Source organism: Amycolatopsis sp. NPDC051758 (assembly GCF_044453095.1).
Lineage (GTDB): Bacteria > Actinomycetota > Actinomycetes > Mycobacteriales > Pseudonocardiaceae > Amycolatopsis.
Genome location: NZ_JBITCJ010000010.1, coordinates 326,491 through 353,078 on the forward strand (window position 1 = coordinate 326,491; position 26,588 = coordinate 353,078).

Here is a 26,588-nt window from a genome sequence, read left to right on the forward strand (position 1 = left end):
ATGCAGCCCAGACACAGACAGCGTGCTATCCGTCCACCCGAGGCTTCGACACCGACCGACCACCGAGATACGGCTTCTTTTCCGGCCAATGCGGCTTCAGCACTTCGAGGAACTGCTCGGGATCCTTCGTCAGAACGGTCAGGCAGGCCACCACGAACGCACGCATCTCCAGGCCACGGCCGCTCAGTTCCATTGTCGCGTCGCGCTTCAAGCCCACGGGCGCCCGAACAGTCAGTGCCGGCTCACCGTGCTTGCTGGGCATAGCGACCATCATCACATGGTGGCTTGCCACCAAACAACCCAGACCGCTATTTTGGTGGCAAGCCACCAAAATAGCGGAGGAGGATGCCGTGAGCGCCGCGGCGACAGCTGCGCAGGCTCACAAAGCTGGGCTTCAGCGCCGACGCTGCCAGAGCAGTTCGTTCACATGAGATGGTCGAGGTCACCTGGTTCAATGCGAGCGACTGTCAGCGCACTTCGGCCGCTGCGGCGCGGCGCTGTACCGACGGCGCCTACAGCTTGCACTCCGGCGAACCGGGCTGCCTGGCCGCCACCGAAGGAAGGATCATGACGATGATGACCTCGTCCAGCGCCGAGCCGACCTCGTACCTACTGCGGCTCAGTAACGGCAACACCCAGCAGGCGCAGTGGGTGCTGGGTACCGAGGAGGAGGGCGTCGGCTTCTTCGGCGAGTACTTCTGTCCCTGCCCCGACACAGCAGCGGGCGTCGAACCCACCGAAGACGTCGCTGGGTGGGTGGCTGACGTCCTCAGCGTCACCGACGTCGAGCTCACACTCATCGACGACCAGGGCCACTGGTCGGTTACGATCATCCGCTGACCCGTTAACCTACGGCCACGAACCCCGCTGGTTCAAACGGCCAGAGCGGACGCCGTAGCTACTGCGTGCCACCCCCTGGAACCGCCCACTGTGCCGATCTGCTCGCTGTGGGCGATGCGGACGAGTTGGCATTCGGGAATACCCGCCGGAAGTGCCGGTCGGCGGCCGGCCAAATCCCGGCCGCCCAAGCGACGAACGCCGTCGGTGCATCGCCCGCGGCAGGCAAACCTCCTTCCGGCACTGCCACCGCGGCGCCAGAAACCGGTGTCAACTGTAGGTCCAACTGGTCCCGGTTCCTCGGTACTGCTCAACGGGGATGGGCTGGACGCCGTCGCGCATGCGGTCGGTGTAGAGCGTGCCGTGCAGGTGGTCGACCTCGTGGGCGACGAGGCGGGCGTCACCGCGTTCGAAAACAGTGATCTTGATCGTGCCGTCGATGGTGGTGTGCTCGACGTGGATGAGGTGCGGTCGCGGAACCTGCCCGCGGACGTCGAAGAACGAGAGGCATCCCTCGTACTGCTCGTCGGTGTCGCCGGCTGTTTCGATGATGGTGGGGTTGAACAGGGTGATCGACTCGCCGTCCGGGGTGCGCACGATCGCGGCGGCGCGGTCGATGCCGATCTGCGGGGCCGCGATGCCCATGCCTTTGCCGAACGTGTGGGCCTGGGCGACCCGCTCAGCAGCGGAGTTCAGTGCGGTGACGACCCGGCGGGCGTCTTCGGCCTCAGCTGGGAGGTCGAAGCGCCGTGCGGGGCGGCGCAGCTGCGGGTCGGTGTCCTGGATGATGCCGAGAGCGGCCATGGTTTCACTTGGCTTCGGGGGTGGACCGTCGGTGTGGGCGGGGCGGCCGCGGAAGTCCCATTCGAGCCGGTAGCGGGCGTGCAGCGGCGGGTCTTCGCAGGACCAGGAGAAGATGTGACGTTCGCCGGTGTCCTCGCGGGCGATTGCAGTGGGGAACGGCATGGCTTGGGCGGTCATCGAGGTATGTAGTCCCCACACCGACGGGGCGAGCGCGGCGGGGAAGTCCAGGCACACCGACAGCGTGCGGGTGGGGAGCCGGACGGCACGCTGGAACCAGTTCCCCCAGTGAGTTTCGGTGACGGTGTACTCGTACTCGATCCAACAGGATTCCCCGGGATACAGCGGGAAGTAGCCGTGCTCCCCGGAGAAGAGCAGCCACACTTCCTTCAGCGCGTCGCGGTCGTGGTGAGCGGTCCAGGTCATCGGGTTGGCGCGGTCCTGCCCGTGCCAGGCCCGCAGCCCGATCTCCTCCCAGGTCAGCGGATTCTCGCTGTAGAGCTGGTTGGAACGTTCCGGGTCACCGGGGTAGCGATCGACGGAAATGCGGATCATGTAGCGGGTGATCGGCTCGCTGCCGTGGTTGACCAGGTGCCGACGCTGGGTCAACCGGTAGACCCCATCCTGGTAGCGCAGGACAGCGTCATCGTGGTCGACCACCAAGCCGCCGGCTCCCGCCGACGGGTCTGGCGGCAGCAGGGTCGGGCGGTTCTTGGCCGGGCGATCGGCGTCGTAGGTGCGCCACGCGGCGAGCAGCGCGCCGCCGGCGTGCAACGCCTTCTCCGCATGCTGAGCGAAGGACTCGGACGGCTTCTCCGTGCCGGAGAGCACCTTGGAGATGTAGGAGCGGTCGAAGCCCATCTTGTTGGCCAGGCTGGTACGGGAAAACCCGCGGACGTCATACCAGCGCTTGAGTTCGGCGGCGAACACGTTCACCTCGGCCTCCGGACCGCCGGTGTCCGTGGTGTCCGTCGTCATTGCCGCCTCCGCCAACCTAGGGAACCGTGAGTGTGCGTGAACGCACCGTGAGTCGTGTCTCAGCCTAGCGGCACACCCCGCGCCCGCGGTGTCCTTCCACCGTCACGACTGGTGGAAGAAGGAGCGGGCGCCGCGATGACCTGCGGAACGAGACCAGCGCGTGTGGTGATCAGGCGCTACAGCGGTGACCGCCACCGGCACGCCTACCCCGCCGACGACCTCGCCAGTAGTGGCTACCAGCAAGTTCACCCGGTCTGTCATGCCTCGCTCGGTTACGACCTCGCGCATCCCACCGACATGATCGGCCCCGCCGACTACCGCGACCTCGGCAACCTCTTCGATGGCTGCGGCTCCTGCCGCCGATGGCTGCACAACACCCAGCACGAGGTGGTCATCGCCGAAGAACTCGCGGCCCTGCTGGACGCCCGCAGGTACCGGACCCGCGCAGCGCGCAACGTGACCCGTTTCGGTGCGGCCGCGCAGCCTCGGCGATTTGCCGATTCCAGGAAGGAGATGAGAATGCAGTCACAAGTTGAGGCGCTGCCGATAGCTGGGGCCTGGAAAGTCACCACGACGGAATTCACCGACGACCGCGGCTCCCTGCACGAGCTCTTCCACAGTGGACAGCTTGGTGCCGCCACGGGGGTGGGCTGGGTGGTGCCGCAGGCCAACTGCGTGACGTCGCACAGCGGCGTGCTGCGCGGGATCCGGGTGAGCACCGCCGTCGGACCGGCGAAGTACGTGACGTGCCTGCACGGCGCGGTACTGGACGTAGTGGTGGACGTGCGAGTCGGCTCACCGACCTACGGACACTGGCACGCCGAGCACCTCACAGCGGACAACCGGACCGCGCTCTACCTCGCGCCGGGACTCGGGCACACCTACCTGGCGCTGTCGGAGCCCGCCACCGTGCTCTACCTGCTGTCTCAGCTGCACCGCGAGGAGCACGAACGGAGCGTGCATGCCCTCGATCCTGATCTGGCTATCGCCTGGCCGCACGAGGCTGCTCCGCTGATGTCGGCGAAAGACGCCGCCGCACCGACCTTATCTGAGGCTCGTGAGCAGGGCCTGCTGCCCGCCTATGCCTCCTGCCCGCCAGCTGCCGGCAGGACGTCCCAGGCCCACTAGAGCATCCCCCGTCTCATCGCTGGAACAGCACAAGAGAGGGACACCATGCACAACATCTTCGTCACCGGCGGCGCCGGATTCATCGGATCGCACCTGGTCGACCGGCTCGTTTCCTGCGACGACGTCGAACGGGTGACCGTGCTCGACGCGCTGACCTACGCCGGCGACCGCCGCAACCTCACCGACGCCGATGCCTCGGGCAAGCTGCGGTTCATCCACGGCGACATCCGCGACCACGATGTCGTCTCCGCGCTCCTGCCCGGGCACGACTGGGTGGTGCACCTGGCCGCGGAATCGCACGTCGATCGGTCGCTGCACGACGTCGGCCAGTCGGTGCGCACGAACGTCATGGGCACCCAGGTCATCCTGGACGTCGCGATGCGCACCGGCATCACCAAACTGGTCCACGTGTCCACCGACGAGGTGTACGGGCCGCTCCCGACCGGCACCGCCGACGAGGACGCGCCGCTGCTGCCGACCGTGCCGTACGCGGCCAGCAAAGCCTGCAGCGACATCCTCGCGAACTCCTACCACGTCGCCCTCGGCGTACCGGTGTGCATCACCCGCAGCTCCAACAACTTCGGTCCGCGCCAGCACCCGGAAAAGCTGATTCCCCGGTTCCTCGGGCTGCTCCTCGCCGGAGAGCCGGTCACGATTCACGGGCGCGGCCGCCACACGCGCAACTGGCTGCACGTCGAGGACAATTGCGCAGGCATCGAGCTCGTCCTGCGCAACGGCGTTCCCGGGCAGATCTACAACGTCGGCGGCGGCATCGACCTCACCACCCTGGAGCTGACCAAGCTCCTGCTGCAGGCCACCGGGCAGAATGCCGACGCGATCACCTACGTGCCGGACCGTCGCGCCAACGACATCCGCTACAGCATGACCTGGGACAAAATCGCGGCCCTCGGCTTCACCCCGCGCCGGGACTTCACCGACGCTCTGGCGGACACGATCGCCTGGTATCGCGCTCGCCCCGAACGACTGACTCCGAAACACACCACGGCCGCAAGCTCGGACCTGCGCGAGGCGGCGAGGGCATGACTATCGTGACCAGCCCCAGTGGACCGGCCGCCAATGCGCGCCCGTTCCTGCACGGCACCGAACTGGCCGCGATCGAACGTGTGCTGGCGACCGGCCAATACGGTCACGGCCCGGAGACCGAAGAGTTCGAACACGACCTCGCCACCTACCTCGGCGTCGACGACGTCGTCGCCGTCGCGACCGGCACCGCCGCCCTCCACCTGGCGCTTCTGGCCGCCGGGGTCGGCCCGGGCGACGAGGTCGTGCTTCCGTCGCTGACCTTCTGTGCCAGCGTGCAGGCCATCCGCGCCGCCGGCGCCGAGCCACGCTTCACCAACGTCGACCCCGACACACTCTGCGTCACCGCCGACCACATCGAGGCCGCCCTGTCCCCGGCGACCCGCGCGGTCATGCCCGTGCTCTACGGCGGCCGCGCCGTCGACCTCACCACCATCGCCACGCAGCTGGCCGACCGCGACATCGCAATCGTCGAGGACGCCGCACACGCCTTCGGCTCCCGCCACGGCGAACGCCGAGTCGGGGCCACCGGCGTGCTGACATGCTTCAGCTTCGATGCCATCAAGCCGTTGACCTGCGGCGACGGCGGCGCCATCGTCCCCCGCACACCGGAGGATGCCCGCTGGCTACGGCGGGCCCGGCTGCTCGGCATCGGAACTCCTCGCGAACAGCGCACCGCAGCCGTGTCCTACGAAGTGCACGAGCTCGGGTTCCGATATCACCTCTCGACGCTTCATGCCGCGATCGGACGCGTCCAGCTCGCCGGGTTCCCCGCCGTTGCCGCTCGCCGGCAGCAGCTGTGGCGCACCTACGCCGCCGCCCTGGCCGGCATCCCACACACGACCCTGGTCGATCTCGACATCGAGAACACCGTGCCGTTCAACTGCGTCATCCGTGTGCCCTCAGAGGTCCGGGACGCCGTGCACGCAGAGCTGCACGCCGCCGGCATCCAGGCGGGGGTGCACTACCCGCCCAACCACCTCCAGCCGGCCTTCGCCCCCTGGTCACGACCGCTCCCCGCCACCGAGGCCGTCGCCAGTGAGATCCTCAGCCTGCCGTTCCACCCCGACCTAACCGACGACGACATCGGCCAGATCACCACCACTCTCGCTGCCGCACTCACCGGCCCTTCGACGCCGCTCGCCAGCCAGTGGGGCGGGCGGTGATGCGCCGCGCCGCCGTGCTCGGGAAGGGCGCCCTCGCCGTCCACGCCTGCGAAGCCATCGCCGAACTGCCGGACACCGCCCTCGACACGGTCATCCCGACCACACCCGAACCCAGCTGGGACGTCAGCCTCACCCAGGTCGTCCGGTCTCGCTGGCCGAACGTCCACGTCGTCGACTCCGGTGACTGGCGCGAGCTCGAGCCCGGCCGATGCGACCTCGTCGTCAGCGTCCTGTACGACAAGATCATCGGACCCAAGCTGATCCACGCGACACCGCAGATCATCAACTGCCACCCCGGCCGCCTCCCCCACTACCGCGGAGTGCGGCCCGTCAACTGGGCGCTCCGCAACGGCGACAACCTCGCCGGAATCACCCTTCACGTCGTCGACGAAGGCGTCGACTCGGGCCCCATCGTCGCTGAGGCTCTGTTCTCCATCTGGCCCGACATCGACGAAGTCCGCGACGTCTGGTGGCGGGCCATTGCTCACGGCCGCCGACTCATCACCGACACCCTCCCCCGGCTCGACCGCATCCAGCCCCGACCGCAGGACCCAACACTGGCCGTGACGCACTACAGCCGGGACAACCACCTGCTGGGCGAGCGCTCCGACTGGACTCGCGCGCTGTCCGGGTTTCCCGCCTGACCGGCAACTAGTGCTGACCCGATGCCCGGATTAGCGGACGTCGGCTCCGGCTGCCTCCATCACGACATCGACCAGCCGGTCACCGGCGTCGGGGCGGCCGAGCTTGCGGGCCATCTCTGCCATCGTTTCCCGGCGGGCGGGGTCGGTCAGCAGCGGTTCGAGCGCCTCCCGCAGAACGCTCGGCGTGACCTCGCCCAGCAGCGCGCTGGCCGCGCCCTCGTCCGCGAGGTGCCGGGCGTTGTGCGCTTGCTCTCCGCCGGCTGAGGACGCCAGCGGGATAAGGACCGACGGCAACCCCAAGGCGGTCAGCTCGGCGATCGTGCCGGCGCCGCTGCGCGAGATGACCACGTCCGCGAGCGCGAACACGTCCGGTAGCTCGGGCCCGACAAACGCGACGGGCAGGTACCGGCCCGCCAGATCGGTCGGAAAGCGAGCCGCGGCGGCTCTCAACGTTTCTACCGCGGCCGGGCCACACTGGTGGATTACGTTCGCTCGCTCCAGTAGCCACGGCAGCAGCTCGCCGACCAGCGCGTTGATCTGCAACGCGCCCTGGGCACCGCCGGTGACGTATACCGTCGGCTGCGCCGAGTCGAAGGCGTCCAGTCCCAGCGCCTCGAGCGCCTTGGCGGCATTCCCGGTCAGCACCTCCGGCCGCACCGGATTACCGGTAACCACCGCCTGTCCCTTGGCCTTGCCGGGCAGCAACGGCAGTGTCGACGCCGACGACACGGCCATCGTCGTCGCGATTCGGGCCAGCAATCGGTTGGCCAGCCCCAGCCGGACCGTCTGCTCGTGCACCACTAGCGGCCGCCGGCATACCCACGCCGCCAGGCTCACCGGCACTGACACGTAACCACCCGTCGCCAGCACCACGTCTGGCCGGAACATCGCGACCGCCCGGATCGCCTGGACCATCCCAAACGGGACCCTGAGCATGTCCCTCAGATTCGCCGAAGACAGCATCTTTAGCGGGTTTCGCGCGCGCCGGATCTTGCCTGCGGCCACCGCGACGAAACTGATGCCCTCGCTCTCGGCTACGCGCGCTTCCAGCCCAGCAGCGGTTCCGACCCACAGGACCTCTACCGTCGCTCCGCAGGCGCTAAGTCGAGAATCTGTCGTACGGATTGCCGTCAACGCGGGATAGGTGTGACCGCCGGTCCCGCCGCCCGTGACAAGGAGTCGCATCGCGCGGTCCCCGTCGCAACGATCTTCACCGAGGACATCGGTGCTCACAAGGTGCCTCTTTCTGTCTACGCGGTCGGAAGCGAAACTCTTCGTCCGCCAGCAGCTTGCCACGCCTCACGGAGTCGACAGTCAGCAGGCGGCCCGTGTTGTGTACCCGAATGGTTGATCGCCATTGGGTCACACAACCGGGAGTCGATGGCCGCTTATCAGCACGCCCGGATTAAAGGAGGCCTACGAGGTCTTGCGACGATGCCGGGCCACCAGGCACGGGCGTGGGCAGGCCCCGTCTCCGGAGTCACGCGAATCGCACCATCGCGATACTCTTGTCATCGTGACGTTTGGCGCGCGGCAGTTTCGTCCCCGCTGGATCGTCCTGAGCTTCCCAGTCCTCGCATCGGCGCAGAATCTGTCTGAGTGTGTTGGCGTCCGCGGAGGCCAGCTGTGGCCAGTCGTCCAAGCGGAGATGCTGCATCGGCTTGTATGCACCGTCGGTGGCTAATCCTACCCACGGCACCGTGGCGGTTCGGAAACGACTCACCACGGCGCTCTGCGCTGCTGCAGGTTCCGCCTCAGCTATCCAGTACCCGTCGGGCCGGTTGCGCCGGGCGGCTTGCTGGGTCTGTAGCTGGTGCAGGAGGGCTCGGTGGGTTTCGTCGAAGCCACAGCCGTTGGCGAGGCGCTGCCGGTATCGTTTGCTGGGCGCGAGATCGAGTCGGCTGAGCCGCGTGTCCGTGATCGTTATTTCGGGTAGCACGACGAGGTTGTCGCCGAGCAGCAGGATATCCAGCCATCCATCGTGCTCGCGCAGGATCGTGACCGTGCTTGAGGGCGATCGGCCGGGACGAAGATCTAACTGCGTGGCAACCTCGCGGATAGCCTCGGCCAGAAGCTCCTTGAGATCGCCGCCGGGAACGTGAGCGAGCTGCCGTTGCAGGGTGGCGGCGAGCTCGTGGGCATAGACCGCAGGAGGAATCGGAACAGGAACGAACGCTGAAGCTCCGTCGAGCATGATCACGCTATTGGTCGTTGTGACGACCTTGTCGTCGCTGGCATCGATGGCCGGAAGCTGAGCGGCGAAAGTGTCCACCGTGCTCACCAAACGAACGGCCCAGCGAGAAGCTCACTGGCCGTAACATGTCGATCGTCGACCACGCAGCGCACTACCATCGAGCAGGATATGTCTCCCGTCGCTGAGAAGAGCGTGGCGAGCTGGTTTGTCAGGAAATGAGCGGCGCCAAGTGATCCTGTTGTGTGAATGCCAGCGACGTGCACCAGGACCCGACCATCTCGGATCTGCCGGGCGATATAGGCGATGTCGCCGGATTCCGGCACTGGTTCGTCGGCGGGTGAGCCGTGTCGCGCACCGCTGGCGATCTCCTCGATACACCAACGGGATCCGGCCTGGACCATGCGGAGTGCGGGGTCAGCCTCTAGCAGGAAGGCGCCGACCGGAGCAGACTTCGGGCCGCAGACGACCATGGTATCGCCGTGCGGCAGCTCCGTCTGATCGGGCTCGATCTGTTGTCGGGTGACCACGAAGGACAGGGAGCGGAGGAGATCCGCGAGCCGGTCGGCGGTCTCGACGTCCTCGGCGGCGATCAGCGGACGTTCGCGATCGGTGGTCTGATAGCGGAACGGCACGCCGATACTGACCGGCCCGTGGCCGAAGAAGAGGCGCTCGACCGCCGGGGCAGTCTTCATCACCTGCGACAACCGACTCTTGGTCACCCCAACCTCCGGGGCGATGTCGACGTCCTTCATGTCCAGTTCGCGTCGAGCGCACTCGACCGCGTCGCGGCGGATGCGGGCGAGCTCGGTGGCCAGCTGGGTGTGAAGCGTGAGCAATTCCGTCGCCCGGCGCCCACGGCGAAGCGGATCGGGGTCACGGCGCAGCTCATCGAAGATGCGATCAGAACTCACCCCACCAAGTTTAGACCCCTTGACTGAATGGACCACTGCGCCTAGCCTCCGGTTGATACCCCTTAACTCCAACGCGAGGCATGTACGGCGACAGCAGTTAAGGGGTATCAACCAGGAAGGCGGCCTGCACGGATGACGCGACTCTCGCTTCAGATCACCGCGCCGGCATGGCACCGCGAGCGCGGCAACCGCTACTCGATCACCAGCACCCTCGCCCGCGCGAAGCCTAATGTGAGCGGAGCGGTGGACTGATGAACGCGACCCGGACTGAGTCGACGCCGTCCCGCACCAGACAGTCATCGCGCACCACCAGCCCCGGCGGCGACCAGGCCGCGCTGATCGCCGAGTTACGGCGCGCCCAGCTAATCCCGGCATGCTCCCTGCTTGGTATCGCGGACCCCGCAGCCGCCGAGATCGTGCGCACCGGTCTACCGACCGTGCAGCACCAGAGCCGGACACTGCATCGACACACGGAGGAGCACCTGTTCCTCGACACTGCCGCCTGGGCAGGTGTGCGGGTCCTCGCGTGCTGGGATGTCCGTACCCACAGTGTCCGGATGCACGTCGCCGAGGTCGGCGACCCGACGCTGTGGGACCGCATCGTCATTCACGTCACCCGATCGGAGATGACCCGCTCTGGCGTCGCCGGTCCCGCCGTACCGGACAGGCCGGCCTCATGACCCGCGCAACTGAGCGCCCCAGGGCCGCATTCGACAAACCGGCCGATCCGACCCGCGCGGCGGCCGCGGTCCGAGCCTTCGCCCTCCTCCGGGCCAGGGGCTACCCGCATCCCGTCCCGGCCGCCGCGCTCGCCGTCGGACTCCGGTTGCGCCCGGAAACTCCCCAGGTCGTCGGTGACCGCGCCGACGACCCGATGGTCGGCGCGGCCGCGCGGCCAGGACGTTCCTGCGCCGACGCATGCGCGGCGCTGAGTCGATCGCGTCGATCCGTGCGCCGTCACCGAACACATCGAGAGTCGTGCGGGCATGCTGCACACCGAGTCGCTCGGGCAGCTCATCGACCGGGTGGCGGCAATCTGGATGCCCGGCCGGCTCCGGCCGACGCGCACGTCACCCAGACCGAGCCAGAGATCCGGGTCGTTGCATCGCCCCAACTGAGTGCACTGGAACGCGGCTACGACGACCTGGCCACGGACCTTCGACGGGGGCACGGCCCGGCCTCCCGCGCTGCAGACGCCGACCGGCTCGAGCGGATTGGCCTGAACTGATGGAGGGGATCAACATCCGGCCGGTGGCCGGACTGATCGTCGCAGCCAGCAGCCCAGCCGGGCTGGCCGCCGAGGCGATCAACGACCTGACCCGGCACCTGCCTGACCCAGGAACACCCGCGGAGTGCTCGACGTGCCCAGGCAAATTCTGGCCGTGCCCTTACTTCCACAACGCGGCCCACCGCGTGCAGCGAGCGCAGCTCCGGGTCGGTGACGTCGTCCCACTCGAGCTTCATCCCCGCCTGTGGCCGCCGACATCTTCGGCTTCACCAAGCACGCCTGCATGGCCGTCTGACACACCCGACGAGGAGAACGAACGCGAATGAGGTCCTGAATGCGACCCTGCGGATCACTGGCCGGACAGCGCGAAACGGGCTGCCCTGACGCCAATGTCGGGCGAGCGGCCGGCCCTCGCGGCCAACGCAGTCGCCATCTTCTGGCCCACCGGCCCACCGCGCCAGCTGCCTCACGAACCAACCTGGCGGTACCGTTGCGGCGGCTGCACACGCTGTCGCCGACACCGCGGATTAGCCTGCTACCAGACGATGTCGCGGCGTAGGTCGCTAGCGGAGACTCTCAACAATCTCCGCGGCGAGGCTAGCGGTGCCGGCAGCAACGAACCGCTGTCGACGTTCCATGGCCTCGGCGATCTCGGCAATCGAGCCAAAGTGGTAGTCGAGCGGCAGGGGCTTCCCGTCGAGATCGAGCACGGCGCCGCCGGACGCGTGGAGGATGTAGTGCCCAGGGGCGAGGTCCCAGACGGCGAAACCCTTGGCGAACTCGGCAGTAGCTTCCGTCATGCCCGCCGCGACATGGCAGAGGCTGACGGAACCGAAGTCCACCCCAATTCGTCCCCTGCTCTTGCCGTCGTTGCCTGGCATGTCGAGCGCTTCGAGAAGCTTCGACTTCCGTGCGAGCGGAAGGAACCGTTCACCCGGACGCATCAGAAAATTGGTGACCAGGGACTCGGAGAGTCGCTTACTTGCGTGTTGTCGCAATTCGTATGCCTGAGAGTCGGCTGTGACGACGAAGGCGCGGTCGATGCCGTGCTCGTCGCGCGCGCCGACGTAGAGCTGGAGGTGATGAAAGATATCGCCGACCACCGCGATGACCGGCCGCGCAGCGGCGCGGGAGTAAACCATGACATGCGTGTAGCCGAGCAGCCCGCGGACGGCGAGTTCACTGGTGTCCAAGGGGTCCACCAGCACGCAAAGGTCCGGGTCGGAATCGTCGCCGACTAACTCTGGCTCCGCCTCCTCGGAGGCGTAGACGAATGCCCCGAGAATCGGGGTGAGCAGCTCGCGGTAGCGACGATGCATCCACAGGTCATGCTCCGACAAGAAGTTGTCTTCGTGTCGCGGATTCTCGCTCTCGCCGCGCCGACCGGTTAGTGCCGCCTCGACTAGTTTGGGACGAAGCTCCCGCATCACGCCGCGTACCATCTCGGCAATCTTGGCGGCAAGATCCGGGATGCCATTGACCTTCTCCATCACTGTCTTTCCCATCTACTCAGCGAAGCTCCAAAGGCGGCTCAATACCCGGCGGGCTCATCGTCGCGGCGATGAACACTGCCTCAAACTTGGCTGCCTGCATAATTGCCGCGCCGGTGAGATCGTCAAAGCTTTGAACCTCCAGCGAATTACCCTTGGTCATGGCGCCGAACACCGCGAAGTACAACTCTGCTCCCGGGTATCGCTCGCGCAGTTCTCGCGCCACGAGCCCGACGACGTCAGCATGCTTGACCTCGAAGTCACAGATCACGATCACCGGAGCATCGACCGATTCAGGGTAGTGAGACTCGGCCGCAAACGTGATCTCGTTCCGAACACGGTTGCACCTGAGGTACCCGATGGAGCAGCGATTGAACTGGGCGGACGCCAAGAAGGTTGCCATGACCAAACCTGCCTCGTTTATTCCGATGCAGATGTCCGCGTCGAGCCGTCGCCCTAGGCTCTTGATCTGTCGCATCAGTCGCTGGATGCCGAACCCGAAGGTGTTCCAGGTCAAGTCGAGCAGCTGACCTGGATTGGGGTTAGGTAGCGAGAACACACAGATGGCCGGGTTTCCATGATCGATAGTCGGAACAACTAGGTTGAAGTCATGCCCGACTGCATTATCGGTCGCATGGGCGCCGCCGACCACCGAGTTGCAAACCTGAAGTGAATCGCCGGCAGCGGCGGCGGGCGCGTGGTCGCCTGCGGCCTTCAGTGCCAACTGATCCTCGGGGGCCAGCTTCTCGTATGCCTCCTGAACAAGGTCGCCCGGGAAAATGACCTCGCTACCCGCGCCGTGCGGACCTAGTCCATACGCCTGTGCCAGGATGAGCAAGCTCGCAAATGATGGCGGAGACCCAACTCCAGGAGCACCGCGCGTTCGCGCCCAACTTTCCCACGCGTTGATCGTCGTTCCCCCCAGCGTCGTCTGATTTCCGGCCACCTCGTTGTAGCGGATCGCTGCTTGATCTTGCGATAGCCCAGCTGAGTACCGGAACGCCTGGATGCTGGGCAGGTCCCGATGACGGTTCATCAGCTCCAGGGCGGCCGCTTTCACAGATCCACAGGAGACGAACAGTTCTCTACCCTGCTTCGCGAGTTCGCGCCCGCGCGCTTGAGGAGATCCACTCTGGTTTCCAGCCACGTTTACGAAACCCCCGTCGACCCGTTTTGCGGCTCACCGACCGCCAGAGCCCACACTACCGCTACCCATTGCGATGGGCAACTTCCACGGAACCCCAGGTCAACGCCACGCAGGGACCCGAGGGAAACCGGACCGCCTCGCAGGTGCGCGACAGCCTCGTCCCATGCTACTGTTTATCCAGCTTGATCAACGATGGACGAGCACGGTAAGAGCCTCGGCCCACTGACAGCAACTGAACGTGGGCGGCAGGCGACCAGCGGAAGTGTCTATGCAAGGAGAGCAACTGAGACGTCGCGTACTACCTACAACGAGCAAGTTCTAGCCGAAGCCGCACTGACGGTCAAATTCGAATCTTCTATCGACAAAACTATAGGGCTCACATGAACTCCCGTCAGTGCATAACAAGGAATGACGCATGAGCGCACCGCCCGCCAAAGCAACCGCAGGTTTAGCCTCCCGCCGCGGCCGCCGACCTCTGCTTTGCGATGCCGCCTCACAGTTCCTCTTCCGTAACAGCGGAGTGCTCGCGGTCTCGGTCGTCGACGGCATCGGCAACAACGACGAGGTCGCCGCCATTGCGCCACTGTGCGCGGAGGCCTCGGTTCGTCTCGGCGCCCGCAAGGGGGTCCTGCCCGGCGTCATGACCGCTGCGGGACTCCTCGAAGACAGCGGCGACGAGATGCCTACCCCCGACGCTGTGATGGCTCTCGCGGTGTGCCGGCCTGCTCAGCCCACTGCCATCGGCTACCTCGGCGACGTCGCCGCGTACGGCTGGAACGGCCAGGAGCTGACCCTTCTCACCACGGCCCACACAAAGGGGGAACGGCTCCGAGCCGCTGGCGCGGAAGAGGACGTCGCGGCGAAGCGCGACAACATCGTCATCACATCCCTTGCGCGCGCCACCCCCACCACTGTCGCGCTCGCCGAGACTCTCGATGAGGTCGTCCTGCTCCTGTCCGACGGTGTCCACCGCACGCTTAGTTCCAAGCAGATCGTCATGATCCTCCGCGAGCACGGACGAGACGCAGCCGCGTGTGCCGCCGCCCTCGTCGACGCTGCGTCCGAAGCTAGCACGCGCGACGACGCGACCGCCGCCGTGATCATCCACGACGGACCGATTCGCCGCGACGGCATCACCCAGCTCGGCCGCTGACCAACCTCGCGGCCAACACCAAGCCGGACGGCGAGCGAAGTTCCCCGACTACGCATCGTCGTGCACGTACACAACACCCCGGAGGGGAGGAATCCATGAACGACGTGTTCACCACCAACTCGATGGCCGTCGGCGGTATCGGCGACGACGACGAGAGCGACACCGAGGTCATCGAGCACCCGCCGACCGCCTAGGAACGGACTTGATCCACATGGTTGGGGCCGTACATGGCTGTTGCGGCCCCAACCTCGCCCTCGGCTGTAGCCCACGTAGCGAGCCCGCCTTTGGCGGCTTTCCTCGCCGCCGTCCACTTCAGAACGACAGAACCCCTTGATCATGGACTTCCAACCAATTCCTCCAGGTTCCGCCCATGGCGAAGTGTCCGCGAATGGGCCCATCAAATCCCCCTCGCCGGCACGGCGCTCGACGGCGGGCATCGTCGCTGCCCGTCTGCGGCGGGGAATCGAACTTCCGAGCGGCCGGATCGTCGGTGAAACCGATCGCGTCGTACATCTGTTCCCAGTAGTCGGCCCGGCGGTGATGCCCGACCACCTCACGGCTCTCTGCGGGTGGGCCATCAGTCCGGGCGACGCCGAAGACGTCGCTGTCGGGACGGGGATGCCCTGCATCTCATGTCTACTCGCTGCCAGCAGTCCACAGGAGACTGGCAGCGACCCGGCGGACACGCAGTGATCGGCATCAGCGCGGCGCCGAGCCGCCCGACGTTGAGTGATGCCGTGGGCTTCCACCTGGCCCGAACAGGTCGATCCCGATCCGGAACCCGGCAAACGGCCGTTGCCGGGTGAAAGCGCAACAATGACTACTGGCAACGGCGACAAAAAATTCCTCAATCCAGACGCGCAGAGTCGCCCTGTGCCGTCCATACCAGTGGAGCTGAACTCCTTCATCGGGCGCGGCGGGTTGCTGGAACGCGGTAGACGGCTGTTGCGCACCCCGGGCACCCGGCTGGTCACCTGGACCGGCTTCGGCGGCGTTGGTAAGACCCGGCTGCTGATGCGGATAGCCGGCGAACTGCAAGAGGAACGCGGGTACCGGGACGGCGTCGTCGTAGTCAGCCTTCTCGACGTCGACGAAGACATCGACGGGCTGTACGCCGCCATCGCTGACGCGCTCGACATCCCGCAGACCACCGCAGCGCCAACGCTGGACCGGTTGTGCGACTTCGTCCGCGACCGGAAGTTGCTGTTGCTGCTGGACAACTGCGAACACCTGGTCGGCGAGACTCCCGGACGCGGCCTGGTACCGGGCCTACTGAACTCGCTGTTACGACGCGCGGCCGGGTTGCAGGTCATGGCGACCAGCCGCGTGCGGCTCGGCGTGCAGGGTGAGCGCGTGCTACCCGTTCCGCCGCTGTGCGTCGGGGATGAGGACCGCTGCGACTGCGGCGTCAGGCCGACCGGGTACCTGCTGCAACTCGGCGACGGCGACACCTCGCAGGCGCAGTGGGTGCTGGGCGCGGAGCAGGAAAGCGTCGGCTTCATCGGCGAGCACTTCCGTCCCTGCCCCGGCACGGCTGCGTGCGCCGAGCCCACCGAACGGGTCGTCGGGTGGGTGGCCAACGTACTCGGTGTCACCGACGTCGAGCTCAAGCCGGTCGACGGCCAAGGCCACTGGTCGGTCGCGAACACCAGCCACGAGGGAGTACATGACGCCCTTCGACTGCTGCTCGACCGTGCGACCGAGCTGGGGGTCACCATCAGCGGCCGCGACTATCCGGTCGCGGAGCAGCTATGCCGGCGGCTCGACGGCGTGCCCCTGGCCATCGAACTCGCGGCAGGCCGGCTCGACGTGAAGACACTGCAGGAACTGCTCGACCGCGCCGAGGCGGACAACATTCTGCCGACGCTGGTGGATGGGACCTCCGAGCAGTTGCAGCATCGTTCGATGGCTGGCAACATCGCCCGCTCTTACGATCTCCTCAACGACACCGAACGGCTCGTGTTCGCGCTGCTGTCGGTCTTTCGCAGCAGTTTCGACCTGGTCGCCGCCGTCGAAGTCGTGTCTCGCCTCGACGTTGATCCACCCGAGGTCGAGGCCGTGATTGTCCGGCTGGTCCGCAGATCGCTGCTCGTGGCCGAGAACCGCGATGGCCGCATGCGGTACCGGATGCTGGAGACGATCCGCCAGTTCGGGCGCCGACGGGCTGCGGCGGCCGGCGACGATGGCAGGCTGAACCAAGCCCACACGTCCTTCTGCGAGCAGTTGGCCGCCCGCACGGTCCAGCACTGGTTCGGGCCACGCGAGGAGGAATGGATGTGGCCTGTCAACGACTACCAGCCCGACCTGACCGCAACCCAGGAGCGGCTCCTCGCCGATTCGCAGACCGCAACACGCGGACTGCAACTGGCGGTCCATCTGGGCCAGTCCCGCGCGCTCATCTTCGGTGGCCGGCTCAGCGATATGCGCCGAATGCTGGTTGCCGGTCTGAACCGGCACTCTGACGCACCCTCTGTGCTCCAAGTAGGAGCGCTGTCCCAGGCGGTGTGGGTCACGCTGATCCAGGGCAAGCATGACCTCGCCAAGCCCCTGCTTGAGCAAGCTGAGGCCGCGGCCAGTGCACTCGGAATCGCCGACGCGTTCGCCCCGCTCGACGTCGCGCACGGAACCTGGCTGTGGCTCGTCGAGCCGGACCGTGACCGAGCGCGCGAGTCGCTGGATCGGTTCCGGCGAGCTGCAGAGTCCTTTCGGGCCATTGGCGCGCTGGGTGACGAGTGGATGGCTCGTTTGTTCCTTGTTATGTCTGCGGCGTTCCTGCGCTGCCTTGACGTCGCGCGGGCCGAAGGCACGGCCCTGCTGGCCGACGCCGAGGCAGCCGGAGCCAAGTGGTGCATTTCTTGGGCCCTATGGTCGTGCGGGCTCATCGAACTGCTCGACGACAACCCGCGGCGGGCCGCCACGTTGGCCCAGAACGCCCTACAGCTACAGCGCGCGATCGGCGACGCATGGGGACCGGCATGGAGCCTGTGGCTGATCGCGCTGATCGCCGCGCAACTCGGCGAGTACAAGACCGCCGCGCAGGTATTGGGCGGTGCCGGAGCTCGCCAAGAATCGACCCAGGCCAGCGTGCTTGGGCTCTTGCCGTTCCTACGCCGGCAGCGCCAGACCGAAGCTGTCGGACGCCACGAGCTCGGCGACGAACAGTGGGACCATTACGTATCGGTCGGGCAGAACCTCTCCAAGAGGAAGATGCACGCCCTGGCACTGGAGCCGCTGGTCACACCAGCGCCGGAGACGCTTCCCTACGGCGTCACCGACCGCGAATTCGAGATCGCCCGCTTCGTAGCTCTAGGGTGGACGAATGCGGCGATAGGCAAACACCTCTCGATCGCGCCCCGCACCGTGGGCACGCATATCTCCAACCTCAACCACAAGCTGGGCACGGAAAGCCGAACTGGGATCGCCGCGTGGTATCTCACCATGGATGCCGATCCTGCGGGCAGGAACCTGGAGTCGCCATGACCTCGCGCGCGTCGTCCACGGCTGCCCGCGAGCCCAGATTCACCAGCAGGTCTACAAAGCTATTTGGGATCATCGCGGGTTGCCGGCGGACCAACTCTGCCTTGTCGACGGCCATGCGAGCAGCCGGGAACCGTCGGGTCAGCGCGCCAAGAGCGATCTCGGTTTCCAGGACGCCCAGGTGGACACCCAGGCAGTAGTGGATGCCGTAGCCGAACGCCAGATTTGGCTCCTCCCTGTGAATGTTGATCTGATCGGCACGGCCGAACTGACGTTCGTCGCGGTTGGCACTCAGGAGGGAAACGAGCACGATCTCGCCTGCGTCGATCGTCGTCCCGCCGATGGTGACGGGCTCCTTCGTGTACCGGTGCGTCGCGGTAGCGACGGCACTGTCGTAGCGGCTGAACTCCCTGACCGCGTGGGGAAGTAGCTCCGGCCGCTGTCCCACCTCGTGCCACAGGTGCCCGTTGTCAGCGAGCAGACAGGCGATGCTGTTGCCGATGAGCGCGGTCGTTGTCTCGTGCCCGGCGACGAACAGCAGAAACAGGGTGCCCAACAGCTCCTCCATGCTGAGCCGATCTTCTGCGGTCTCCTGAACCAACGCCGAGAGAAGGTCGTCCCCCGGGTTGGCGTGGGCGCTGTTGATCAGCTCGATAAGGTACGTCTGCATGTTGCGCGATGCGGCCTCAGCCTTGTCGGGGAGATCCTCCATCAGTGCGTAGGTCCACGCGCGAAGCAGCCCACGCTTCCGCTCCGGCACACCGATCAGCTCGCAGATCACGTAGAGCGGCAGCGGGAAAGCCAACCCGGAGATCAAGTCGACCGGACGCCCGAGCGGAAGCTCGTCAACCAGTTCGGAGATCATCTGCTCGATCCGCGGCTTCAGTTGGTCGATGCGCGCTCGGGTGAAGTGTTTCGCGAGCACGCGACGCAGCCGGGTGTGGTCCGGGGGGTCCAGGAAGATCATGTGGCGGGCGGTGAACATGGCGCTGAGTTCAGGTTCTTTGCCGTCCACGGTGAGATGCTTGTTCATGATCTTGATCAGGCCGGCGCCGTCCTTGGACAACCGCGGGTCATTCAGCGCTTCGCGCGCCTCGTTGTAGCGCGCGATGACCCAGACCGGGATTTCCCGTTCGCCCCACGGAACGATCGCGGGATGAACCGCGCCTCGCTCCCGCAGTGCTGCCGCCACGTCGTGCGCGTGGTTCCACCAGTCGCGTCCGAAAAACGCGATCTCCATCGTCATCACGGTGCCCTTCTTCTACGTGACGCCTGTACTTGCGCGGGTTTCACGCGCGTCGCATGAGTGCGTCGGGACGAGCGAGAGAGACCCCCGCGAACGGCAACACTGGGCCGCCCGGCGCGCGGCAGTAGGGGGGCTCTCACGGTGCTCCTCCCAGGTTGAGAGCTGCAGCGGGGGTACCTGGCGGTCGCACCGACACCCCGGGGTGGTCTGAGCCGGCGCGGCGCGTGCTGCGTCGCCGGTGCGCAGGGGTGCGCACCCCACTCAGAATCGGCGATCGTCGCCCCGGGCGCCATTGGGAGAACCGCGTATTGGGGGCCACCCAAACGACGTAGTCGTTTCCTGCACCACGTAGCCGCACTCACATACACGCCGCACGCCCTGCACCCGTACCTCTCCCGCCGCGATGGGCGTGGCTGCTGTCCGGGTGCACCGGACCGTCACCTCGGCGCTGTGGCCTGCGAACACGCCGACGACGTAGCGACCCAGCCTGCGACTAAGCGGTGGCAAGACTCCGTCCTACGTCATACCGCGTAGCCCATTCGTAGGACTCGAAAAAAGGCGTTGATTAATTGCATTCACCGTGTTGACAAGGGCGTTGCCTGGTCTATTGTCTTTTGGGTCGACGAGCCCGAAGCGAACCTTCAGTTCGTCGACGACTGCCTGCTCAACCGTGAAACAGATTCTCGCCCGCGGTACTCAGCCCGAGATCCAGCTCGGCGGTGAACACCGCGGACTGCTCGGTCTCGCCCGCGGTGTCGTGTGCACTGAGCTCGACCGGTCCTTGCTCACCGCGCCGCCGGCCACCTGGTGACTTCTGATTTCAAGATCCTCCTTTCTGCGAAGGACGTCATGACATCCGCCCATGAGCCCGACCGCCCTGCGACCGCCGCCGCAGTAAGCACCGCGCGGTCGCGACAGAGCGGGCACCTGCTGGCGGTCACCGCATCGGGACCGATCGACGGTCGTAACGACGTCCGCTGGCGCCGATGCCGACGTTCTCGGGATGCCCGTCGCGTGTCCCACACCCGCACGCGACCGGCGGACGTGGTCCCCCTCCGCCGGATCCGGGCTCCTCGATGTCCGGCACCACCCCCGACCGGACAGGCGGTGGGGTGGCACTCCCCCGGCAGCCCACGCCACGGCTGCGCCATCCCACCTCGCCTTCCCGCTACCGCCGCACTAATGGCTGGTGTTGCTGCGGCGCCGGCATATAGGCACGCAGCGAGGCCGCCCAACCGACCTGCGACCGGGCTCGACTCTCGGGGCCGCGCCTCCCTTTCGCATGCAGCTCAAGGCGATCGAGCAGTACCGGACCGCAGCAATGAGAAAACCTCACGCAGGACGGCGCCGACACCGTCACGCCTACCGCAGGTTCGCCAAACAGGACAATCGGGACTAAATCACTCATGACTCACCAGACCCCCGCACGACTCCGAGCGGTCGGCCTCAATGCTTTGGCCACCGCAGGCGATGTGCTGGCTAACGCCGCACGACGAGCCAACACCAATTTGGACCGGCGCCGCGACGCCGACCAGGGCCGTGACGAGATGCTGCGCGCACTCCAGCAGCTGGCCGACGACCGCGAGGTGGCACTCAACACGGTCGTCGGCCAACTCGACGCGATGAACCGCGGCGTGGAGCCCCCTCCCGTGCCCGTGTCGACCGGCGACGCCGTCACGGACGCTGCGGTGGCGGCCGTGCGGGTGCTCGTCGAGCAGAGACGGGATCGTGAGGCCGGCCTCGTCAGCGCGTTCGTGTCGCTGGCGCAGCGCTGGCAGACCGCCGCCAACAAGATGGAGCACCTCGCCGATCAGATCCTGCTGCGGCATCCCGACGACCCGGATGCGCTGCGCGACTACTACAGCATCAGTCACGCCGCGGCCACCCAAGCTCGGGCGTCGCAGTCGCTGACCGTGCTGGCCGAGAGATTCCCGGGCCGGCAGTGGCCGCAGCCGCAAGCGCTGGCCAAGGTCGTCCAGCACGCGTGCGCCCGGATCGTCGACTACCCCCGGGTCCAGGTGATGGGCAACCCGGACGTTGCGGTGATCAACACTCTGGCCGAGCAGTTGATCCATCTGCTGGCCGAATTGCTGGACAACGCCACTCGGTACTCACCGCCCGCGACGACGGTCACCGTCACCTTTGAGGCGGTGGACGCCGGATGGGCGATCACGGTCCACGACGACGGGAACGGCCTGGACGCCGAGCTGCTGCCGTGGGCCCAGGACCGTGTGTCCGGCCGCGTCCCGGTGAGCCTGCACGATCTGGGCGAACCACCCCAGACAGGGTTGGCCGTCGTGGGCGCACTCGCCCGGCGACACGAATTTCTGGTCCGGCTCGACAGCACCGCGAACGGCGGCGTTCGCGCGGTGACGACAGTCCCCGGCCACATGCTCGTGCCGGTCGCCGCCGGTGTGGAAGCCCCGGTGACACCGGCGCCGCGGCAACCGGGCCCCACCGAGCCACCCGCCACGTCGGGTAAGCACCGGGAGGGCTTGGAGTCGCGGCTCGCTCCTGCTGCGCCCAGCGGTGGGCTTACCGCCGGCGGGCTGCCGATCCGAGTCCCGCAGGGGGAGCCGGCTGGCACCCGGACTAACACCCGTACCCCGCAGCCTGCTGCAGCACCGGATCCGGCCGCCGAAGGCAAGTTCATGGCCGAGTTCGTGCATCAGGGCACGCTCTCCGACCCCACCGCCCACACGGACAGCGAAGCGTCTGCCGAAACCGAAAGCGAGGGAACACGATGACGTCCACGACGGATCCTTGGATGCTGGCGGAGCTGACCGAGATTCCCGGCGTCCGCTTCTGCGTTGTGCTGGCCAGCGACGGTCTCGTCGTGACCCACACCGACGGCATCGACAAGGACAGAGCAGACTCGATCGCCGCGATCTGCTCAGCCCTGGTCGGCAGCGCGTCCGCGGTGCAGGAGGTCGCCGGCTTCGCAGGCTCGTTCCAGCAGACCTTCTGCCAATGGTCCGATGGCTTTCTGTTCGTCCGCCGTGCCGGCGACCGGACGTGCCTGGCCGTGGCGACCGCCGCCGACATCAGCCCCGGCCTGATCGCCCATTCGATGGCCGAGCGGGTCAAGCAGGTCGGCGAGTCCACGTTGAGCACTCCCGCCCGCGGCTGATGTCCCACTCCGACGACGGGTACTTGCCAGGCCCAGTTCCGGCCTACGTGCTCACCGGCGGCCGCACTCAGCCGAAATCCACCCTGCGGCCGGAGACTCTGCTGTCCGCGGTGCTCCACCGGCCCGTCCCCGACCGGACGGCGCCCCAGAAACGGGAGTTGCTCGAGCTGTGCCGGGGGCAATTAAGTCTGGTCGAGACCGCCACCCACCTCGGACTGCCGGTGAGCGTGGTGCGGGTGCTGGCCTCGGACCTGATCGACGAAGGACTGCTCTGCATCCGAGCTGCCGGGCCGAAACGCGAACTGATGGAGAAGGTCCTTGCCGGACTCCGCAAGCTGTGACTCCACCAGCATCAGCTACGTACCCAATACCGTCAGCGGATCGGCCAAGCTGTTGGTGGTCGGTGCCTTCGGCGTCGGCAAGACGACCCTGATCGGCTCGGTAAGCGAGATCCCACCGCTGCGCACCGAAGAGGCGATCACCGCCGCCAGCGTCGGAGTCGACTCCCTTCACGGCGTCGAGAACAAGACGACCACGACGGTCGCGTTGGACTTCGGCCGGGTCACCCTCGGCGACTCCGGCGACACCGTACTGTACCTGTTCGGCACCCCCGGCCAGCAGCGGTTCTGGTCCTTATGGGACGGCCTGGCCGAGGGCGCGATCGGCGCCCTGGTCCTCATCGACCTGCGCCGCATCGACGACAGCTTCGCCGTCCTCGACCGGCTCGAGGCCACCGGGCTGCCCTACGTCGTGGCCATCAACGATTTCCCCGACGCGCCCCGCCACGCCGACGACGAGGTGCGCCAGGCGCTCGCCCTGCCCGAGGCAGTGCTGCTGCACTGCAACGCCCTCGACCGCCGCTCGTCGGTCGACGCCCTGATCACCCTGGTCAGCCATGCCCTGACCCGTCTCGACGCCGCGGAGGCCCGAATCCGATGACCACCCCCTCGAACGACCGCCTCGACGAGTTGACCGACCTGACCCCGCTCTCGGCGACCACAATGTGCCCCAATCCCGCATCCGCCTATCAGCAGCTGCGCGAAGAGTGTGGGCAAGTCGCGCCGGTCGACCTTGATCGCGGGATCCCAGCGTGGCTGGTCATGGGCTATCAGGAAATCCGGGCCGTGGTGCGCAATGATCTGAGCTTCTCCCGCGACTCCCACCACTGGCGTCTGCTGCGCAATGGCCGCATCAGCCCGGAATCCGGGCTGCTGCCGATCATGGCTCCCCGCGCCAACGCGTATTTCTCCGACGGCGCCACACACCGCCGGCTGCGGGCCCCGATCTACGCAGGCCTGGCCGGGCTCGACGAGCAACGCACGGCCCGCCTCATCCGCGCAACCTGTGACCGGCTCATCGACCGGCTCCCCGCCGACGGACCGATCGACCTGGTCACCTCCTACGCCGCGCAGGTACCGATGCTCACCGTCGCCGCGCTCTTCGGTATCACCCCGGACCTCGGCGAGCGGCTGCAAGCCTGCGTCATCGCGCTGTTCGGCTCCGGCGCCGACGCCCAGGCCCTGTTCGGCGAGATGGAAGCCATCCTCACCGACGTTATCAGCGCGCACCGCGCGGCACCGGCCGACGACCTCACCACCGCCTTCCTCGATCACCCCGGCCATCACAACGACGGCGAGGTCCTGGCCTCGATGCTGCTGGCGCTGGGAGCAGGATGGGAAACCACCCAGGTGTGGATCGCACAGACGCTGCGGATCATGCTCACCGATCCCCGCTTCGCCGCCCAAGTCCGCGGCGGGCACCTGGGCATCGACGACGCCCTGGATCACGTGTTGTGGACCGATCCGCCGATGGCCAACCAGCCCACCCGCTGGGCCACCAGCGACACCGTCCTCGCCGGCCAGCGCATCGCCCGCGGCGACGCGCTGATCCTCGGACTGGCCGCCGCCAACACCGACCCCTGGGCCGGTGGACAGGACCGCCTCGACAGCGCCAACCGCGCACACCTGGCCTTCGGCGTCGGACCGCACGCCTGCCCCGCGAAGCGGCTCAGCCGCCTGATCACCCGCACCGCCGTGGAGACCGTCCAGCACCGCCTGCCCGACGCGCGCCTGGACATCCCCGCCACCGAGGTGCCACTGCACCCCTCGCCCTGGACCCGCGGCCCCGCCCACCTGCCCGTCACCGCGACCCGCACCCGCAACTAGGCCACGTCCGTGTTCAACTCCGTACGTCACTAAGGCGCGACTGCACCCATGACTCACCTCAGCACCGAACACCCCGTTCCAGCCAACCTCCGCGCGGACGGCGCGCCGTGGTGGTGGCGTCCGTGCGGCGTCGATCAGAACAGGGTCAACGTCGGTTACCTCTATGACGCCTTCCGCGTAGCCGCTGACAGCGACAAGCGGTTCAGGCCCTGCGTCAAGTTCGCCCACGCCCGGGAACCCGAGGCCGCCGGCAAGCTCGCTGCGTCGGTGCCCGGTGCGGGGTTCGTGTTCCGGTCCGAGCGGGAGTTTCTCGACCGCGTGGCCGCCTACCTCGCCGGCCGCCACGGCGTCACCAGCCTCGTGGTCGCCGGGGCGGGCATGCCCAACATCGCGCGCGACGACGACCTGCACTCGATCGTCCGCCGCAGGGAAACGGCGATTCTCAATCGCGAGCAGTCCGCCGATCGCGCGAGCGTGATCTACGTCGACCGCGACCCGCTGATTCTCGCCGAGCTGCGCACCCTCGCCCACGCCGACACCGGCGTTCACGTCGTCGACGCCGACCCCTGGGACCCGACCGCGATGTGGGACACCCTCTACAACACCGGCAGCGAGAACCCCGGCCTGGTCTCCCCCGCGCACGACCGCATCGCGCTGCTGCTGGGCGGGGTCATGTCGTTCCACGGCGGCAGCCGCGCCGACGTCGCCGAGGTGGTGCAAGCCCACCTCGGCCGGCTGCCTGTCGGCGCGTTCCTGGCGATGACGCACCTGTTCCTGCCCGAGCACCCCGACCTCGCCGCGCAGGCCCGCGAGTTCGAGGCCGCGCTGAAGAACGACGGACCCGGCACGGGCAGCCTCGCCACCCAGGCCGAGATCGAGGCGATGATCCGCGGCACGACCGTGCTGCCGCCCGGGATCGGCCCGGCGTTCGCGTGGTACCCCGAGGGACCGCCGATGGATCCACCTGTGTGCGGGCACTTCACCGCCGCGGTTCTTGCCCAGAAACCAGGACCGGACGAGGACCTGCCGGAGCCGCCCTGGCTGGACACTGATGACTCCCTGACCGCCATTATCCCGACCTCGCGGGCAGCCAGGGCTCCCGGAATTGGCGTCGTCACCACAGAAGTCGAAATTTCTGTCTGATGGCACCAGTCCGGACTCGACCGGCCACTGTGGAGTGGCCAGCAATTCTCGTGCACGCGGTCAAGAACATGGCCTCGGTGGTGTGCGGGATCCCGCGGACGCCTGGCCGCGCACCTTCATCCTCGTGCTCGGCCAGGTGTCCGCACCGTTTAGTGTGTCGTATTCCCGCGACACCACCGATCTCGTTACCGTGAAGGGACTTTTCTGCTCGTGGGTTCAGAAATACAGTCAGAGCCCTCGCCGCGCTGCCGATGCCGGTCGGCGTCGCCGCCGACGACGACCAGCTGAATTCGGGTTGCCGCGCGGCGCCGGTGTGGCCGCCCAAATCTCAGCCATGACGGCCAGACCGGCCTTCCCGATGCTGCGCAAGCCTGAGTAGCTCCGCGACCACCAAATACCAGATCCCCCAACGAACCCAAGCCCAGGACAGCACGGCGACTGCCGCCGGAACCGTGGACTGTCCCAAGGAGAACTGCTCGTGCCCACGCCTACAGCTGTCGACGCCACCACGATCACCACCCCGGCTCTCGGCGCGGATCCGCCCGACATCCGGGACCGCAGCCAGGGCCTTCTGGCCGTCGCTGCGGCGAGGCTGCTCGCGGCGTTCCTGAGCTGGACCCCCTGACCCGGCACAGCCCGGAATCCCAAGACGCGCCCCTTCCCCGAGCTGCCGCGCTGCGACAGAGGCCGATCAACGGCCGCAGGCCAA

24 protein-coding genes are annotated in these 26,588 nt (G+C 67.2%); 16 read left to right on the top strand and 8 right to left on the bottom strand.

The features are described from left to right. Positions 1 to 25: 25 nt before the first annotated feature. Positions 26 to 262, bottom strand: coding sequence for a hypothetical protein (locus tag ACIA5G_RS39555; protein WP_395932881.1), 237 nt, complete (start codon positions 260 to 262; stop codon positions 26 to 28). Positions 263 to 432: 170 nt separating this feature from the next. On the opposite strand from ACIA5G_RS39555, the gene ACIA5G_RS39560 reads away from it, so the two are divergent. Continuing rightward, the gene (locus ACIA5G_RS39560; protein WP_395932883.1) at positions 433 to 840 is read left to right on the top strand and encodes a hypothetical protein; all 408 of its coding nucleotides are present in this window, start codon (positions 433 to 435) and stop codon (positions 838 to 840) included. Positions 841 to 1,107: 267 nt separating this feature from the next. Here ACIA5G_RS39560 and ACIA5G_RS39565 read toward each other — a convergent pair whose 3' ends face one another. Next, positions 1,108 to 2,616, bottom strand: coding sequence for a peptide deformylase (locus ACIA5G_RS39565; RefSeq protein ID WP_395932885.1), 1,509 nt, complete (start codon positions 2,614 to 2,616; stop codon positions 1,108 to 1,110). Positions 2,617 to 2,727: 111 nt separating this feature from the next. Here ACIA5G_RS39565 and ACIA5G_RS39570 point away from each other — a divergent pair, with 111 nt between their 5' ends. From ACIA5G_RS39570 to ACIA5G_RS39585, 4 genes are read left to right on the top strand one after another with little or no spacing between them, the layout of a single operon-like run. Next, positions 2,728 to 3,744 carry a dTDP-4-dehydrorhamnose 3,5-epimerase family protein gene (locus ACIA5G_RS39570; RefSeq protein ID WP_395932887.1) on the top strand — a complete coding sequence of 339 codons (1,017 nt, stop codon included), beginning with the start codon at positions 2,728 to 2,730 and terminating at the stop codon, positions 3,742 to 3,744. Positions 3,745 to 3,789: 45 nt separating this feature from the next. Further along, entirely contained in the window at positions 3,790 to 4,788 is a 999-nt protein-coding gene (locus ACIA5G_RS39575; protein ID WP_395932889.1) for a dTDP-glucose 4,6-dehydratase, read from the top strand. Then, positions 4,785 to 5,951, top strand: coding sequence for a DegT/DnrJ/EryC1/StrS family aminotransferase (locus ACIA5G_RS39580; protein ID WP_395932891.1), 1,167 nt, complete (start codon positions 4,785 to 4,787; stop codon positions 5,949 to 5,951). The genes ACIA5G_RS39575 and ACIA5G_RS39580 overlap by 4 nt, the downstream gene beginning before the upstream one ends. Further along, positions 5,951 to 6,595: a formyltransferase family protein gene (locus tag ACIA5G_RS39585; RefSeq protein ID WP_395932893.1), complete on the top strand. Its 645-nt coding sequence runs from the start codon at positions 5,951 to 5,953 to the stop codon at positions 6,593 to 6,595. The genes ACIA5G_RS39580 and ACIA5G_RS39585 overlap by 1 nt, the downstream gene beginning before the upstream one ends. Positions 6,596 to 6,625: 30 nt before the next feature. On the opposite strand, the gene ACIA5G_RS39590 is transcribed toward ACIA5G_RS39585, so the two are convergent. The 3 genes from ACIA5G_RS39590 to ACIA5G_RS39600 form a co-directional block, all read right to left on the bottom strand. Next, positions 6,626 to 7,828 (bottom strand): UDP-N-acetylglucosamine--N-acetylmuramyl-(pentapeptide) pyrophosphoryl-undecaprenol N-acetylglucosamine transferase, encoded by a 1,203-nt coding sequence (locus tag ACIA5G_RS39590; RefSeq protein WP_395932895.1) that lies wholly within the window; start codon positions 7,826 to 7,828, stop codon positions 6,626 to 6,628. 247 nt (positions 7,829 to 8,075) lie between these two features. Further along, the gene (locus tag ACIA5G_RS39595; RefSeq protein ID WP_395932897.1) at positions 8,076 to 8,867 is read right to left on the bottom strand and encodes a hypothetical protein; all 792 of its coding nucleotides are present in this window, start codon (positions 8,865 to 8,867) and stop codon (positions 8,076 to 8,078) included. Positions 8,868 to 8,872: 5 nt separating this feature from the next. Next, the gene (locus tag ACIA5G_RS39600; RefSeq protein ID WP_395932899.1) at positions 8,873 to 9,700 is read right to left on the bottom strand and encodes a hypothetical protein; all 828 of its coding nucleotides are present in this window, start codon (positions 9,698 to 9,700) and stop codon (positions 8,873 to 8,875) included. A gap of 251 nt (positions 9,701 to 9,951) precedes the next feature. Here ACIA5G_RS39600 and ACIA5G_RS39605 point away from each other — a divergent pair, with 251 nt between their 5' ends. Continuing rightward, a complete protein-coding gene (locus tag ACIA5G_RS39605; protein WP_395932901.1) occupies positions 9,952 to 10,380 on the top strand; it encodes a hypothetical protein in 429 nt (142 codons plus the stop codon). A 1,111-nt stretch (positions 10,381 to 11,491) separates the two neighbouring features. Here the strand turns inward: ACIA5G_RS39605 and ACIA5G_RS39610 are convergent. Both ACIA5G_RS39610 and ACIA5G_RS39615 read right to left on the bottom strand, forming a co-directional pair. After that, on the bottom strand, positions 11,492 to 12,433 hold the full coding sequence (locus tag ACIA5G_RS39610; RefSeq protein ID WP_395932903.1) for an inositol monophosphatase family protein: 942 nt from the start codon (positions 12,431 to 12,433) through the stop codon (positions 11,492 to 11,494). Between the two features lie 4 nt (positions 12,434 to 12,437). Next, positions 12,438 to 13,478, bottom strand: a complete 1,041-nt coding sequence (locus ACIA5G_RS39615; RefSeq protein WP_395932906.1) for a hypothetical protein — start codon at positions 13,476 to 13,478, stop codon at positions 12,438 to 12,440. Between the two features lie 502 nt (positions 13,479 to 13,980). On the opposite strand from ACIA5G_RS39615, the gene ACIA5G_RS39620 reads away from it, so the two are divergent. After that, on the top strand, positions 13,981 to 14,718 hold the full coding sequence (locus ACIA5G_RS39620) for a hypothetical protein (protein ID WP_395932908.1): 738 nt from the start codon (positions 13,981 to 13,983) through the stop codon (positions 14,716 to 14,718). Positions 14,719 to 15,450: 732 nt separating this feature from the next. Beyond that, entirely contained in the window at positions 15,451 to 18,198 is a 2,748-nt protein-coding gene (locus ACIA5G_RS39625; protein ID WP_395932910.1) for a LuxR C-terminal-related transcriptional regulator, read from the top strand. Here ACIA5G_RS39625 and ACIA5G_RS39630 read toward each other — a convergent pair. Next, positions 18,152 to 19,441 carry a cytochrome P450 gene (locus ACIA5G_RS39630; protein ID WP_395932912.1) on the bottom strand — a complete coding sequence of 430 codons (1,290 nt, stop codon included), beginning with the start codon at positions 19,439 to 19,441 and terminating at the stop codon, positions 18,152 to 18,154. The two genes, ACIA5G_RS39625 and ACIA5G_RS39630, sit on opposite strands and share 47 nt — an antisense overlap. A 670-nt stretch (positions 19,442 to 20,111) precedes the next feature. On the opposite strand from ACIA5G_RS39630, the gene ACIA5G_RS39635 reads away from it, so the two are divergent. The 8 genes from ACIA5G_RS39635 to ACIA5G_RS39670 all read left to right on the top strand — a co-directional run bounded on the left by ACIA5G_RS39635 (position 20,112) and on the right by ACIA5G_RS39670 (position 26,504). Next, complete coding sequence (locus tag ACIA5G_RS39635) at positions 20,112 to 20,252, top strand: hypothetical protein (protein ID WP_395932914.1); 141 nt, start codon at positions 20,112 to 20,114, stop codon at positions 20,250 to 20,252. A 595-nt stretch (positions 20,253 to 20,847) separates the two neighbouring features. Next, the gene (locus ACIA5G_RS39640) at positions 20,848 to 22,188 is read left to right on the top strand and encodes an ATP-binding protein (RefSeq protein ID WP_395932916.1); all 1,341 of its coding nucleotides are present in this window, start codon (positions 20,848 to 20,850) and stop codon (positions 22,186 to 22,188) included. Continuing rightward, entirely contained in the window at positions 22,185 to 22,571 is a 387-nt protein-coding gene (locus tag ACIA5G_RS39645) for a roadblock/LC7 domain-containing protein (protein WP_395932918.1), read from the top strand. The genes ACIA5G_RS39640 and ACIA5G_RS39645 overlap by 4 nt, the downstream gene beginning before the upstream one ends. Next, entirely contained in the window at positions 22,571 to 22,912 is a 342-nt protein-coding gene (locus tag ACIA5G_RS39650; RefSeq protein WP_395932920.1) for a DUF742 domain-containing protein, read from the top strand. Before ACIA5G_RS39645 ends, ACIA5G_RS39650 begins: the two co-directional genes overlap by 1 nt. Then, complete coding sequence (locus tag ACIA5G_RS39655; RefSeq protein ID WP_395932922.1) at positions 22,890 to 23,510, top strand: GTP-binding protein; 621 nt, start codon at positions 22,890 to 22,892, stop codon at positions 23,508 to 23,510. Before ACIA5G_RS39650 ends, ACIA5G_RS39655 begins: the two co-directional genes overlap by 23 nt. Further along, positions 23,507 to 24,736 (top strand): cytochrome P450, encoded by a 1,230-nt coding sequence (locus ACIA5G_RS39660; RefSeq protein WP_395932924.1) that lies wholly within the window; start codon positions 23,507 to 23,509, stop codon positions 24,734 to 24,736. The genes ACIA5G_RS39655 and ACIA5G_RS39660 overlap by 4 nt, the downstream gene beginning before the upstream one ends. Before the next feature lie 48 nt (positions 24,737 to 24,784). Then, complete coding sequence (locus ACIA5G_RS39665) at positions 24,785 to 25,879, top strand: SAM-dependent methyltransferase (RefSeq protein ID WP_395932926.1); 1,095 nt, start codon at positions 24,785 to 24,787, stop codon at positions 25,877 to 25,879. A gap of 478 nt (positions 25,880 to 26,357) precedes the next feature. Then, positions 26,358 to 26,504 (top strand): hypothetical protein, encoded by a 147-nt coding sequence (locus ACIA5G_RS39670; RefSeq protein WP_395932928.1) that lies wholly within the window; start codon positions 26,358 to 26,360, stop codon positions 26,502 to 26,504. Positions 26,505 to 26,588: the final 84 nt, after the last annotated feature.